The organism is Natrinema sp. CRL1, from assembly GCF_059162405.1.
In genome coordinates this window covers 194981-209216 of record NZ_JBLVOY010000004.1, presented here as the reverse complement: position 1 = coordinate 209216, position 14236 = coordinate 194981, and the positions used below count along the sequence as shown (strand labels likewise).

The window sequence follows — 14236 nt, the reverse complement described above, 5'->3', positions numbered from 1 at the left end:
ACTCGAGCAAGCGTGCACTGACTGACAGCGGCTACGAGAAACTCGCCGATGTCCACGAGAGAAATTTCCGTGTCAATCAGAACGCATTATATTCTGTGGAAGCGACACTTCCGTGGGACAATGTCGAGACATTGCTGTCAGAATAGCTAGCAGACTATCTTGGTCATATAACACAATAGCAACCGATACAAAGCTCCTTCCCGATGTTGAGATTTTTAGACGATATCGTGCCGATTCTACCGCTTTCGTTTCTGCAAAGAATAACCGAAAATACGATCCCTCCGAGGCCGTGTTTCTCGTCGATTGCGCCGAATATAGTAGCCACCGAAACGAGTTACATACTAATCCCGACGCAGTCGTGTGATCAGGTGTGTACTGACTTTCGGTGGCTACTATAGTTGACTGCTATCTCTCGAGTAGGGGTATACGGTCTCTTCGACTACGTCGATCGAAATGCCGTCGAGAAGTGATTTCACACCCTCAAAATGCGAGTCGATCGCGTTCGCAATTCGTGGGTTGACAGTCGTGTAAACGCCAGCAGATAATTGGATAGTATGTACACTACTATACACACAGAAATCGTATCGATCACTCAATGAACAGGTGTTAGTGATGGTGCTAACCCGGACTATGTCTATTTCAATACTATCTTTTGAATACATCCTAAAAAATTTATATATAGTGTCGAATACTCGTGCAACGCAGTTCACGAATGAGTATCGAAAGCCGATCTACGGCCAGCCGCTGATGCGAGTCCGGATCGCGTTGCACTCGAGGCGACCGTGAGCCGAACCAACGGTCACCAGTTTGGCTGTCTGCCACTGGGGAACTCGAGACGAACGAAACCTTTCCTGTGGGCCTCTTTGCGACACTTTAGCGGAATTCTCACATGAGTTCCCCGATAGTTTTCGCGAGTAACACGACAATCGAGCCCGCTGTGTATCTTGTAGACCACACCTACCAGCTGACGGTTGCATACAGCGAACTAGATTGTGGTCCCACCTATGCATCACGGAAATTGGAAATCTGTGTATGTCTACAGTACGATATATTCTCGGAATTGTTCAATTAGGAATATATTGGTCCTGCTGACTCGGCAACCGCCGAACCGGGTGACAACCGTTCGCCAGCTGATGGGCTCATAACGACCACTAAAATAAGTACATTCGTCGTGCGATTTGGCCGAATACATTTTGATTATATTTATAAACTGGTATAGATGCCACGAACTTGTGATCTCACAACTGATTATGTTCGTACTTGTATATTGGTATTACTGCACACACCCTGTTCGCTGCTATGAAACACACTCTCCTCGAGCGATGTTCCGTCTCGAGGACGGAACCGAACACCTCAACCGGTCTTAGAGGGCAAATTACCGCGTCTGAACACCTCAATCGAATTAATACGTCTCCCTGGTCAATCGACGTTTACATACATATGAATGTAAGTGATATAGAACTGTGACAGTCCCGTTCGTGCGGCGGGCGTCGATTTCACCGACCCTATACTTCGTTTCTTATCAGAGAACGATCGCGCTTTTTCACCGGCGGCCGTCTGATCACTATTGCGAATGTATTATATATGTGGGTTGATTCAAGGATACATATGCAAAGAGACGAAACAGATGGACGTTCAATCAAATCTGATGAGACACTGTTCGCCATCATCGAATCACTTGACGAGACCGGCGGCGCTGGCGTGACGGAACTCGCGAATCGACTCGACTTGGCCAAGAGCACCGTTCATAAGCACCTCGTCAGCCTCGAGCGAAGCCGGTACGTCGTCGCGGAAGACGGGCAGTATCGGCTCGGGCTCCAGTTTTTCAACCTCGCCGTCTCCGTTCGGAACGGGTACGACGTCTATCACGCGGCGAAGGATCGAATCGACCGGCTGGCCCAGGAGACCGACGAGGCCGTCTGGCTCATCGTCCACGAGAACGGGCTGGGGATGTTCATCTACGGCGTGCCCCGAAACGAGTCGTTTTCCTTCGATTCGACTATCGGCACGTGGGTCCCGCTACACGCGAACTCGGCCGGGAAGGCGATCCTGGCTCACCTCCCGGAGAGCGAGGTGGCGGCCATCCTCGACCGCCACGGGCTGCCGGCGCGGACGGAGAACACGATTACCGACCGGGAGACGCTGTTCGCGGAACTCGAGGGCGTACGCGAGCGCGGCTACGCGATGAACTTCCAGGAGGATCTGCGCGGGCTCCACGCGATCGCGACACCCGTTATCGGAGACGGGCGGCCCGTCGCTGCCGTGACGATTGCCGGTGCCGCGAACCGCGTCACGAGAGAACGGATCGAGAGCGAGCTGCACGAACCGCTGCTCGAGGCGGTCGACGATATCGAACTCCGCTTGGTGTACGGATAGCTTGCGGCTCGAACGCGGGTCGCGGTCGGATCAGAAGACCAGCCCGGGGCAGATCGCGAGGAACAGTGCGGCGGCAAAGAGGAACGTCGATCCGATACACAGGGTGGCGGTGCGGTCGGCTGTGACTCCACCGCCGACGCAGACGACCGCGGTACCGAGGGGGAAGACGCCGGCGAACGCGGCGCGAGGGGGGAGGAGTTCCAGTGCGCTCGAGAGGCCCAGCAGACAGACGGCCGCGAGGACAAAGGCCCAAGCGACGGGGCGGGCAGCGTCGGGACCGACGATGACGGGGATCGTCTGTTTCGGAACGCGCCGGTCGTGCTCGTAGTCGAGCAGGTCGAGTAAGACGTTGATTCCAGCGAGCAACACCAGGAAGACGGCGGCGATCGCGAGGATCGATGCCGACACCGAGCCGGTCTGGGCCGCGTAGCCGCCGGCCGTCGCGAGGGCAATTCCGAGCGGGTAGTCGAGGGTCCCGACGGCGGGGGCGGCGTCGAGGTGGGGCGCGTGCAACAGGCTGAGGGCGACGAGCGGCGCGGTGAGCGCGGCCGGGACGAGACCGACGGTCACCCAGAGGGACGCGACGCAGCCGACGAAGGCAGCGCTCGCGGCGACGATTGCGCCCCGGATTTCGGTTGGCGCGAGGGGGTTGTCGGCGTCCTCTCCCCTGACGTAGTAGTCGACGTAGCCGTCCTTGAGATGGGCGACGTAGACGGCCAGCCCGACCGCGAGCGAGTGGACGGCCGCCGTCGAGACTATCACGTCGCCGGCGAGGAGAGTGCCGAAGAACGACATTGCGACTCCCGGGAGGAGGAACACCGGCTGGATGTGGGCGGCAAGCCCTCGAGTCGTCCGGCGAAGCCGCGTTTGACGCGAGCCTTCGTGCACGCTCTCTCGGAGGGTATCGAGGGTTATAATCGGTCCCGTTCAGCGGTGCCTGGGCCCGGCTTCGACACTGGGAAACCGCCGGAGGTGCTACCCGTCAAACGACGGTTCATCATAATAATTAATACCCTCGGTAGCTGGTATCACACATAGGCGACCAGACCGATGAAGTACATTGATACGTTCGAGCGAACCGTCCGGTGTTACTCGTCGAAGACGGCGCTCGTGACCGACGACGGGCGGTCGATGACCTACGGCGAACTAGACGACCGAACGACTCGACTCGCGAACGCGCTGAACGAGCGCGTCCCGGATCGACGCATCGCGACGCTTACTCTCACGGGATCGACGGCGATCGAGGCGATGTTCGCGAGCCAGAAGCGGGGGCTCGCGAACGTGCAACTCCCGTTCCGCGACAGCCCTGGCACCCTCGCGGCGATGCTCGAGCCGACGGAGGCGGCAATCCTACTCTTTGACGACGCAAACGCCGAGAAGGCCCTCGAGGTGCTCGACCGGACGCCGATCGAGGCGGGGATCCACGCGGGAGACGAGACGATCGATCGCGAAGACGTCGAGGCCTACGAGGCCGTCCTCGCGGACGCGTCGACGGAGCCGGTCGAGCCGGATCCGGCGTACGAACACGGTATCTTCTATACGAGCGGAACCACGGGCACGCCGAAGGGGGTGCTGTTCGACCAGGAGCAGATGTGGTACGGCGCCGCGCAGGTCGTCATGGAGATGTCTATCGTAGAGACCGACACCGCGCTCGTCACGACGCCCTGGTACCACATGGTGACGACCGACGCGTGGATCCTCCCGCACGTCATGGCCGGCGCGACGATGGTCGTACAGTCCGACTTCGAACCGGACGAGGCGCTCCGCCTCGTTCAGGACCACGACGTGACGGGAATGCTCGCCGTCCCGACCCAGTTGCACGTACTGGCCGACGCGCAGGCCGAAACGGGGTACGACGTCGATACACTCTCCTATATCCGCACGGGCGGGTCGATCGTAACCGAGCGGCTCGTCGAGAAAGCCTCGGAACACCTCACCGAGAACGTGTACAACACCTACGGGCTGACCGAAGGCGGTCCGAACCTCGCCTTCGCTCATCCGTCGCTGCAGGACGAGCACACCGGGACGATCGGTACGGAGTCGTTCACGTGGGAGCTGCGGGTCGTGGCGGCCGCCGATCCCGACGAGGACCCCGATCCGACCGCGACTGTCGAACCGGGCGAGGTCGGCGAAATCCTCGCGCGCGGCCCGGGCATGAGCACCGGCTACCTGAACCACCCCGAGGAGAGTGAGCGAACCTACGTCGACGGCTGGCTCCGGACGGGCGACTGCGCAGAGGTCGACGAGGACGGCTATCTCTACGTCGTCGGTCGGGTCGACAACATGATCGTCAGCGGCGGCGAGAACGTCTACCCCGAGGAAGTCGAGGACATTCTCGAGTCCCACGGGGCGGTCGAGGAGGCGGTCGTGGTCGGCCTCGAGGACGAGCAGTGGGGTCACCGCGTCGCGTGTGTCGTCTGCACAAACGGATCCGACGACGTCGATGTCGAGGCGCTCGATCGGTTCTGCGAGGACCACGACGAACTGGCGAACTTCAAGCGACCGCGCGAGTACGCGATGACGGACAGCCCGCTCCCACGGACCGATACGGGAACGATCGAACGGGCGACGATCGGCGAGGAGTTCTTCGACGCGTAAGGGATCGAGGAGACGCTGGCTGCAAGCGCCCGTTCGTTGCTGTGGCCGTTTGCCGTCGCGAGGGCCGGATCGGTGGGAAAACGTTTTGAGCCGCTGATTCGACTGCACTGTATGGCCGTGACGAGCCTATTCGACCCGAGCGGAATCGCCGTGGTAGGGGCCTCAGCAACGCCCGGAAAGATCGGTTACGAAGCAATGCGCAACGCCGTCGAGTTCGACGGGCCGGTGTATCCGGTCAACCCGTCGGCGGAGGGCACCGTATTCGACCGGCAGTTCGTCTCTTCCGTAACCGACATCGACGACGCCGTCGACCTCGCGCTGCTGTGCGTACCGGCCCCGGTCGTCCCGGACGTCGTCGAGGAATGTGGTGAGGCGGGGATCGGCGGTGCGGTCATCTTCGCCGGCGGCTTCGCCGAGGCGGGCACGGAAGGCAAGCGGCTACAGCGGCGACTGATCGAGGCCGCGACCGACGGGGATGTCCACCTGCTCGGACCGAACACGAGCGGCTTCCTGCGCCCGTCCGAGAACCTATACGCGACCTTCGCGACCGATGTCGAGACGATCCCTGCGGGGAACATCGCCATCATCGCCCAGAGTGGCGGTCTCGCCTACGCCCTCGCCTTCCGCGCGGAAAACGAGGGGCTCGGCGTCTCCGCGATGGTCGGCCTCGGCAACCGCGCCAACGTCGGCTTCCAGGAAGCGATCGACCACTTCGACGCGGACGATCACACCGGCGCGATCCTCCTGCACGTCGAGGGGACGGACGACGCCCGCGGCCTCCTCGAGACCTGCCGCGCGGCCGAGACGCCGGTCGTCGCCTACAACGTCGGCGAGCAGGACGTGGGCGACTTCGCCGAATCCCACACCGGCGCGCTGACCGGGCGCTACGAGCTGTACGAGGCCGGCTTCGCCCAGTTCGGCGTCCCGACGGTCCGCTCGAGTCAGGAACTGCTCGACGCGGGGAAGGCGCTGTCGACCTGTCCGCGCCCCGACGGCCCGAGTGTCGGCGTCGTCACCGCGCAGGCGGGGCCCGGAATCGCCATCACCGACCGCCTGAAAGCCGCCGGAGCGGAGTTCCCGTCGCTCACAGACGAGACGCGGGAGACCGTCGAGGGGATCCTCCCCGGGATGACCTACTCCGCGAACCCCGTCGACACCGGGCGACCGATGCCCGAGTTCGGTGATGTCGTCGCGGCCGTCGCACGCGACGAGAACGTCGATATCGTCATGGTCTACGAACTGTTCGAGCGGTCGCTCGGGTACCCCACCGCGGCCCTCGAGGGGCTCGTAGACGAGGTCGGTAAACCGATCGTTTTCGCCACCGGGGGCCCCGACGCGGTGTTGGCCGACGAACTGCCCGGCCTCGAGGCGCTGGGTATCCCGGCCTACCGAACGCCCGAACGAGGTGCTGATGCGGTGGCGGCGCTAGTGCGCTACGCGAAACGAAACGCCGATCCGTCGACCGCCGCGATGGAGGAGGTGAGCCGATGACCGGAGCCGACGACCCGATCGAGGCGGCGCTCGCCGACGGCCGCTCCTCGCTGACCGAGTCCGAGGCCAAGCGGCTGGTCGCCGACCGCGGACTTGTGGCACCCGAAGGCGAGACGGTCGACTCGCCCGATGACGCCGTCGAAGCCGCCGAGCGGATCGGCTACCCGGTCGTCGCGAAGGTCGCCTCGCCGGCCGTCCAGCACAAGAGCGAGTGGGCCGACGGCACCGGCGTAGCCGTCGGCCTCGAGGACGCCGCGGCCGTTCGAACGGCCGCGAGTCGGATCCTCGACGCGGCCCACGAGCGCGATCTAGCGTCATCGGTCCTCGTCGAGGAGGGGGTCGACCTCGAGGCGGGACTCGAGGTGATCGTCGGCGGCACGTGTGACCCGTCGTTCGGGCCGACCGTCCTCGTCGGTCTGGGAGGGATCGCCGTCGAGGTGCTACAGGACGTCAGCCACCGGATAGCGCCAGTCTCGACCGCCGAGGCCGTCGAGATGACCCGGGAACTCGAGGCGTCGCCGCTGTTCGACGGCTACCGCAGCGCCCCGGCGGTCGACCGGACCGCGGTGGCAGAGGCGGTCGTCGCCGTCGGGGACCTGCTGGTCGAGCGCGAGGAGGTCCGCGAGGTTGAAGTCAATCCGCTGTTGGCACGGTCTCACGACGCGGTCGCGCTCGACGCGCTCGTCACGCTCGAGGCGGACGAGGAAGGGGCGGACGCGGAGAACTGACGGGACCGAAGCCGCTCCGAACCGGCTGCCGGCTATCTGTCGATCGTTCCGAGCTGCAGACCAAAAACGGCGGTCGTTAGTGTGTCGGTGCGACCGGATTCGGTCAGTCGCCCTGCTGGCTCTTCTCGACGGTGATGTCCTCGAACGCGAGGTCGCGATCGTCCACCTCGACCGTCATCGAGCCGACGTTCTCGATTTCGGCGTCGATCGTGTCGCCGCCGGTAATCGCACTAACGCCCTCGGGCGTTCCGGTCGTAATTACGTCGCCTGCTTCGATGGTCATCCCGATCGAAGCGTACTCGACGACGTCGGCGCAGCTGTAGATCATCCCGCCGGTGTTCTCCTGCTGGCGGGTCTCGCCGTTGAGCTGCAGTTCCATCTCGAGGTCGTGTGGGTCGCCGACTTCGTCGGGCGTCGCGACGCACGGGCCGATGATGGTGAACGTGTCGTAGGACTTGCGATTCGAACGATCCTGGTCGCCCCGAACGGAGACATCGAGCAGGATCGTGTAGCCCAGAATCGCGTCCCAGACATCGTCGCTGTCGATGTCCTTGACCGTCTCGCCCATGACGAAGCCGAGTTCGATCTCGTGGTCGACCCGCCGGTCGTTAAAGGGGAGTTCGATGCCGTCCTCCGGCCCGGCGACGCTCGAGGGTGCCTTGAGGAAGTAGCCCTTGTCCTCGATCGTGAACCACTCCTCGGTGACAATATCTTTGTCGGCGATTGCTTCCTCGACGTGGTTCTCGTAGTTCAGCGGTGCGGCGATCACCTTGCCGGGGCGGCGGACGGGCGACTCGATGCGTACGTCCGCGAGGTCGTGGTCTGCCGCCTCGTCCGCGTACTTGCCGGCGTCGAGATCCTCCGTCGCGTACTCCTTGAGCGGGTCGTTCGTCTCGAGGCCGAGCCGGTCGGTGATGTCGACGACGCCGTCGTCGTCCGTGAGCAAGCCCAGTCGGTCGTCGTTGAACCTGACGAATCGCATGGTAGACCCACTGTCATACGACCACATAAATAATCCCTTCTCGATCGGCGACGCGTTCGCACTCGGCGGGCACCAGTCGATTCGAACTGGAGACCGAACCGGTTCGCTCGTGGGCTCCAACACACTTATGGTATCGTTTGACAAAATTGCGAACATGGCACAGCAGGATCCAGAGGACCTCCTAGAACTGAGTTCCGATACGCGGAGCCTCCTCGAGCAGAACGATCTCCGCCCGCTCTGGGAAGTGGAAAACGACATGGGGGACCTCCTCGATGACCTCGAAGCGAACATCTGGAAGTGGGAGGACATCAAAGCCGCCATCGACGGCATCGAAGCGGACGTCCCGATCGCCGACCTCCCGCCGGGCTTCCAGCGGCGGGTCGCAGTCCCGATCAACGCGACGCACGCCATTTCGAACACGATCTACGTCGGCGTCCAGACGGTCTCGCCCGGTGAGACGGCGCCCGCCCACCGTCACGCGGCCAGCGCCCTCCGATTCACCATCGACGGGCATGAAGACATGAAGACGGTCGTCGCGGGCGAGGAGTTTCCGATGCGGGACAACGACCTCGTCACGACGCCCCAGTGGGAGTGGCACGACCACGTCAACGATTCCGACGAGACCGCCGCCTGGCTCGACGTGCTCGACCTCCCGTTGTTCCTCGATACGCTGAACAACTCCCACGTCTTCGAGAACCACGAACTCGAGCGCCAGCCGGTCACGAAGACCCAGGGCTACTGGGCCTCCCAGTACGGCCGAGGTCGCCCCGCACACGAGAAGACGGACGGCTCCATCCCCGGCCCGTTCCAGGGAACCAAGGAGCCGACGCCGCCGTACCGCTTTGGCTGGGACGAGATGCTCGAGTCGCTTCGCCAACGTGCCGACAACGACGACCCGGACCCGTACGACGGGTACAGCCTCGAGTATGCCAACCCGGCCACGGCGAAAGCGCCGCTGTTCCCGACCATGTCGTTTCGGGCGCAACTGCTCAACGAGGGTCCGACTGATGCCCACTTCCACAACTCCACGGAGGTCTACTTCGTCATCGACGGCGAGGGCGCGACCCACGTCGACGGCGAGGCCCTCGAGTGGGGCAAGTGGGACATCTTCGTCGTGCCGCCGGACAGCCGGCACCACCACGAACCCGACGACGAGGCAATCTTGCTCGGCATGACCGATCGACCGATCCTCGAGTCGATGAACTTCTACGCCGAGGCCGCGGTTTCGGAGTGAGTCGATCGGCCCCGCTCGAGTGGTACTGGCCGACTGGGCAACGCTCTTATAGATCGTCGCCATACCGTTCTCGTATGGCCGAGTTCGAAAACCCGTACGTCGATGAGGACCCGTTCGTCCGGGCGCACTTCGATTGTCTGAACTGTGGCGGGAAACTCTGGGAGTACGCGATCCAGCGACAGATGGTCTGCGAGGATTGTCGTGGTATCTTCCCATCGGAGGCGGTGTTCGAAGCCAGCGTCGAATCGACCGCCGACTGAACCGTCGGTCGTAGCGCGATTGTCCACTATCGGACTCGAGGCAGTCGAAAACGAAAATCGGGTCGATTGCCCGCTCAGAACGGGTAGTCGCGCGGTTCGCGCTGGATCGAGATCCACTTCGTCTCGGTCACCTCGCGGAGGAACTCATCGGTGTTGTAGCCGCCCATACCGGAGGCATCGGTGCCGCTGAACGGGACGTGGGCCTCGTCGTTGATTGGCTGGTCGCCGATGTGGACCATGCCCGTTTCCATGCGGTCGGCGATCGACCGCGCGGTCTCGAGGTCGCCCGCGTGCACCGACCCGGAGAGGCCGAATTCGGTATCGTTGGCGATCTCGATCGCCTCGTCGACGTCGGAGAAGGGGATGACCGGCGCGATGGGGCCGAAGTGCTCGTTGCACGCCGCGGCCATGTCGTTCGTCACGTCGGAGAGCACCGTCGGCTCGACGACGAGCGAGTCCTCGACGCCGTCGAGATCGACGATCCCGCCGCCGGTCTCGAGCGTCGCGCCCGCCTCGACGGTCTCCTCGACGTACTGGAGCATCTCGTCTCGCTGGGATTCGTCGATGACGGGGCCGAGGTGGACCTCGTCGTGGGCGCTGCCCGCGACGAGCGACTCCGCTCGGTCGACGAGGTGGGCGACGTAGTCGTCGTAGGCGTCCTCGTGGACGACGTGGCGGTTGATCGAGATACACACCTGTCCCTGGTGAATGAAGGATCCGAACACTGCGCCGTCGACGGCGCGCTCGAGGTCGGCGTCCGCGGTGACGACGTGGGCGTTGTTGCCGCCCAGTTCCATCGCGGGCGTCGCGAGGTTCTCGGCTGCCGTGGCGGCCACTCTACGACCGACCTCCGTCGAGCCGGTGAACGCCACCACGTTGCTCTCGGGGTGGCCGGCCACGCGGTCGCCGATGTCGGAGCCGCGGCCGGTAACCACGTTGAGGACGCCGTCGGGGAGGTCGGTCTCCTCGAACAGCTTCGCGAACAGCAGGCCGCCGGTGATCGGCGTGTTCGTCGCCGGTTTGAGCACGACGGCGTTGCCGGCGGCGATGGCGGGCACCACCGCCCGCGCCGAAAGGTTCAGCGGGAAGTTCCACGGCGAGATGACCGTGACGACACCCTTGGGCTCGCGCTTTACGAGGTGTTCCTTCCCGGGGATGTTCGACGGAGCGTGTTCGCCCTTCATCCGACGCGGGAGCGTCGCCGCCTCGGCCGCCTGGTCGGCTGTGAGGTGGTGAGACGTGTGGCCGTAGCCGGCCGTCCCGCCGGCCTCGTGGGTGAGCAGTTCGAGGATCTCCTCTTCGTATCCGTGCAGCGCCTCGATGAACTGCTGGATAACCTCTTGGCGGGCCGCCGGCGGTTGGTCCTTCCACTCGGCCTGTGCGGCGGCAGCCGCCTCGTAGGCCTCGTCGACGTCGGACTCGGCGGCCGCGGGAACCTCGGCGAACACCTCCCGCGTCGACGGGTTCTCGACGGGGATGGTGTCGCCGTCCTCGTCGACCCACTCGCCTCCGATGTACAGTGCGTTCCAATCCGCCGTCGGCGATATCGCATCTGGCATGGTCGCCTAATTGTTCGCGTTCCGCGTACAAAATCGTGTGGTAACGTGTGTGTCACTACCCGTCGGTCGACTCCATGCGATGGCCGCCCCGTCGATCGTCGCTGTGCTTCCAGTCGGAACTCGAGGCCGCGTTTGACCAGCCAGTCATCGATGAGACGTCCGTTTCGAGATCCGCTCCCCGACGCCGAGTGCATGATCCCGAACGCGTCTCCCGCGCCGACGCGGCGATCGGCGGCACGCGGATGAGATGGATTTACATGGTATCGACGACGAATGGGGACATGGCACTGGAAACCGACCTCGAAGCGGCCGCAGCGAAGCGTGAGGAGCTCCCGGACGCGACGGATGTCTACGACACGAACGAGGACATTCCGATCGCCGACGTGTTCGATGACGTCTTCGTGCGCGAACGCACCGAGTTCGCATCGTTCGACGAGATGGTCGCGGCGAGTCCCAGCAACGCCGACGCCGCCGCCGACCTCGAGACGGTTCCCCACGGCGAGTGGGACGCGTTCGTCGCCGAGACGACTGACTTCGCCGACGAGGAGGCGTTCGTGATGGCGGGCCGAGACCACTGGGTCGCGAAGCGCCTGGGCCTGCACTGACCGCGGAGCGTCGCTCTTCTCGCGTTTCGAGCCCCTCTCGACCGCCGACCGAGAGGGGTCCGTTTCGTCGGATATCGACGCCGGGGCCGTGGGCCATCGATCGCCGAACCGATCGGTCACCGGTCGACGAATCGAAGACGAACCGAAGCGGAACGAATCAAAAAGGTGCGCGCTCGCCCGATAGTTCAGTAGTTCCCAGTCGAGACGATCGGCGGGGCGCCGTGGGGGCCGTACGGCGCGTCGTCGAGCCACTCGCCCGCCGTCTCGAAGGAGTCGGCCATCTCGGCGGCGACCTCCTTTCGGAGAACCGTCACCGGATCTTCTCCCTGGAGGTACTCGAGGGCCTGCCCGGCCGCGCCGAGGTTGTACTCGGCGGCTTTCTCGCGGCGGGCCGCGTAGAGTTCTACCTCGTCGCGCGCGACCGCGTCCGTGCGGGCGCCGAGCGCCACGGCGATAGCCGAAGCGGCCTCGTCGGCGTCGGCGATACCGGAGTTCATCCCGCGGGCGCCGAAAGGCGCCAGCAGGTGGGCCGCCTCGCCGGCCAGCAGCACGCGTCGGTGGTCGTCGACGAACGTGTCCGCCATCACCTGGAGGAAGTAGTACGAGGAGACCCACTTCAGGCTGTCCTCGTACTCCTCGCCCATGACGTCGCGGACGAACTCCCGCATCCGCTCGTCGCTGCTGAGTTCCTCGGGGTCGTCGCCCTCGATACACTGGATGTCGAGGCGCCAGCCGCCCGTGAAGGGGACGAGCAACACGTTCCGCCCGTCGGCCTCTGGCGCGTCGTAGTGGAACAGCCGCTCGAGGTCTTCGTGGCCGTCCTCGATTTCCTCGTCCTCCACGTCGGCGATGATGAAGGCGTTCTCGGACTGATCTCCTTCGAAGTTCGCCCCGATCTCGTTGCGGACGGTCGAGCCGCCGCCGTCCGCGCCGACAAGGTACTCTGCCTCCCACTCGCGACCGTCGCCGGTCTCGACGCGGACACCGTCGGTCGAGGAGTCGACGGTGACTACCTCCGAGTTCCAGTGGATGTCGATCCCGAGCTCCTCGAGCGCGTCGAGCATGTACTGCTCGGTGACGACCTGGGGAACGCTCGTAAAGTGCGGAATGTCGCCGGACCCGCCGGGCGAGTCGTACGTTCGGTTGAACACCTCTTTCCCCTTGTACAGGGTCCGTCGGGTCGGCCAGACGAGTCCCTCCTCGACGAGGTCGGTTCCCAGACCCGGGTGAATCCGCTCGAGCGTGCGCAGCGTCGAGCCGTGGACGTAGATGGCGCGACTTCCCGAGCGGTCCCGGTCCTCGGGTTCGGCCTCGAGGATGGTGGTCTCCACTCCGCGGGCGTTCAGTGCTAGTGCTGCCGTCATGCCGACCGGGCCAGCGCCGGCTATCAGTACCGGTGCCTCCGTCGTTTCACCGCTCATAGGTATGACAATGCAGTACGTTCTCATAGTAGTTGTGATCCGCTGGAGGCCGATTTCGGCCCGGACATGTTCGCTTACCGGTCGTCGTCGCTCGGTCGGTCCGGCGGAGACCCTCGGGTCGAGGGTCGGCGTCGACGCTCTGGGACCCCGACGTCGCAGGCCGGGGGCACCTTTTTATCCCTGTACTGAGAGACTCACGGCACACAATGACACTGCTCGAAGTCGACTCGATAGACGTCGCGTACGGCAACGTTCAGGTGATCTGGGACGTGAGCTTCGACGTGGCGGAGGGGGAAACGGTCGCGCTGCTCGGTGCGAACGGCGCGGGAAAGACCACGATACTAAAGACGATCTGCGGCCCGCTGACGCCCCAGCAGGGCGAGGTACGCTACGATGGCGAGTCGATCGGCGATCTGGATCTGGAGGAGGTCGTCCCGAAGGGGGTCGTCCACGTTCCCGAGGGTCGCGAGATATTCACGGAGAGCACCGTCGAGGAGAACCTGCGCCTGGGCGCGTTTACAAATCTCGAGGGGAAAGACGAGCGCTTCTCGTTCGTCTACGACGTCTTCCCTCGACTCGAGGAACGAAAGGATCAGCCGGCGGGGACCCTCTCGGGCGGCGAGCAACAGATGCTAGCGATCGGTCGCGGTCTGATGAGCGATCCGGACCTGATCTTGCTCGACGAGGCGAGTCTCGGCCTCGCACCGGTGCTCGTCGACGACGTGTTCGAGGCGATCGAGACGATCACGGACCGTGGGACGACTGTCCTCATCGTCGAGCAGGACGTCAACAACGCGCTCCGAGTCGCCGACAGGGGGTACGTCCTCGAGTCGGGTCGAATCTCGATGTCGGGTGACAGCGACGAACTCGCGTCGAACGACGAGGTTACGGCGACGTACCTCGGCGGGTAATCGCCAGCGTCGGCACTGTTATCCTCGCATCGATCGCGCGTCGCTCCGGAAGCGTTTCGCTCCTCGTGTGG

Annotated in this window: 12 protein-coding genes; 8 read left to right on the top strand and 4 right to left on the bottom strand. The window is 63.9% G+C overall.

The window, feature by feature from the left end; translation table 11 throughout:
* Nucleotides 1-1608 precede the first annotated feature (1608 nt).
* Complete coding sequence (locus ACJYUO_RS15145; RefSeq protein WP_494346185.1) at nucleotides 1609-2376, top strand: IclR family transcriptional regulator; 768 nt, start codon at nucleotides 1609-1611, stop codon at nucleotides 2374-2376.
* Between the two features lie 30 nt (nucleotides 2377-2406).
* On the opposite strand, the gene ACJYUO_RS15140 is transcribed toward ACJYUO_RS15145, so the two are convergent.
* A complete protein-coding gene (locus ACJYUO_RS15140) occupies nucleotides 2407-3264 on the bottom strand; it encodes a UbiA family prenyltransferase (RefSeq protein ID WP_494346184.1) in 858 nt (285 codons plus the stop codon).
* 162 nt (nucleotides 3265-3426) lie between these two features.
* On the opposite strand from ACJYUO_RS15140, the gene ACJYUO_RS15135 reads away from it, so the two are divergent.
* The 3 genes from ACJYUO_RS15135 (at nucleotide 3427) to ACJYUO_RS15125 (ending at nucleotide 7193) form a co-directional block, all read left to right on the top strand.
* Entirely contained in the window at nucleotides 3427-4974 is a 1548-nt protein-coding gene (locus tag ACJYUO_RS15135) for a class I adenylate-forming enzyme family protein (protein WP_494346183.1), read from the top strand.
* Nucleotides 4975-5085: 111 nt separating this feature from the next.
* A complete protein-coding gene (locus tag ACJYUO_RS15130) occupies nucleotides 5086-6465 on the top strand; it encodes a CoA-binding protein (RefSeq protein ID WP_494346182.1) in 1380 nt (459 codons plus the stop codon).
* Nucleotides 6462-7193, top strand: coding sequence for an acetate--CoA ligase family protein (locus ACJYUO_RS15125; RefSeq protein ID WP_494346181.1), 732 nt, complete (start codon nucleotides 6462-6464; stop codon nucleotides 7191-7193). Before ACJYUO_RS15130 ends, ACJYUO_RS15125 begins: the two co-directional genes overlap by 4 nt.
* A gap of 103 nt (nucleotides 7194-7296) precedes the next feature.
* Here the strand turns inward: ACJYUO_RS15125 and ACJYUO_RS15120 are convergent, their stop codons facing one another.
* On the bottom strand, nucleotides 7297-8175 hold the full coding sequence (locus ACJYUO_RS15120) for a fumarylacetoacetate hydrolase family protein (RefSeq protein ID WP_494346180.1): 879 nt from the start codon (nucleotides 8173-8175) through the stop codon (nucleotides 7297-7299).
* A 154-nt stretch (nucleotides 8176-8329) separates the two neighbouring features.
* Between ACJYUO_RS15120 and ACJYUO_RS15115 the strand changes: the two genes are divergently transcribed.
* Both ACJYUO_RS15115 and ACJYUO_RS15110 read left to right on the top strand, forming a co-directional pair.
* Nucleotides 8330-9409, top strand: a complete 1080-nt coding sequence (locus tag ACJYUO_RS15115; protein WP_494346179.1) for a cupin domain-containing protein — start codon at nucleotides 8330-8332, stop codon at nucleotides 9407-9409.
* 74 nt (nucleotides 9410-9483) lie between these two features.
* Nucleotides 9484-9669 carry a hypothetical protein gene (locus tag ACJYUO_RS15110; protein WP_494346178.1) on the top strand — a complete coding sequence of 62 codons (186 nt, stop codon included), beginning with the start codon at nucleotides 9484-9486 and terminating at the stop codon, nucleotides 9667-9669.
* Nucleotides 9670-9743: 74 nt separating this feature from the next.
* Here ACJYUO_RS15110 and ACJYUO_RS15105 read toward each other — a convergent pair whose 3' ends face one another.
* Nucleotides 9744-11228 carry an aldehyde dehydrogenase family protein gene (locus ACJYUO_RS15105; RefSeq protein ID WP_494346177.1) on the bottom strand — a complete coding sequence of 495 codons (1485 nt, stop codon included), beginning with the start codon at nucleotides 11226-11228 and terminating at the stop codon, nucleotides 9744-9746.
* Nucleotides 11229-11509: 281 nt separating this feature from the next.
* Here ACJYUO_RS15105 and ACJYUO_RS15100 point away from each other — a divergent pair, with 281 nt between their 5' ends.
* The gene (locus tag ACJYUO_RS15100; RefSeq protein WP_494346176.1) at nucleotides 11510-11833 is read left to right on the top strand and encodes a hypothetical protein; all 324 of its coding nucleotides are present in this window, start codon (nucleotides 11510-11512) and stop codon (nucleotides 11831-11833) included.
* Nucleotides 11834-12018: 185 nt separating this feature from the next.
* Here the strand turns inward: ACJYUO_RS15100 and ACJYUO_RS15095 are convergent, their stop codons facing one another.
* On the bottom strand, nucleotides 12019-13254 hold the full coding sequence (locus tag ACJYUO_RS15095) for an FAD-dependent monooxygenase (protein WP_494346175.1): 1236 nt from the start codon (nucleotides 13252-13254) through the stop codon (nucleotides 12019-12021).
* A 212-nt stretch (nucleotides 13255-13466) separates the two neighbouring features.
* Here ACJYUO_RS15095 and ACJYUO_RS15090 point away from each other — a divergent pair, with 212 nt between their 5' ends.
* The gene (locus ACJYUO_RS15090; protein ID WP_494346471.1) at nucleotides 13467-14165 is read left to right on the top strand and encodes an ABC transporter ATP-binding protein; all 699 of its coding nucleotides are present in this window, start codon (nucleotides 13467-13469) and stop codon (nucleotides 14163-14165) included.
* Nucleotides 14166-14236 lie beyond the last annotated feature (71 nt).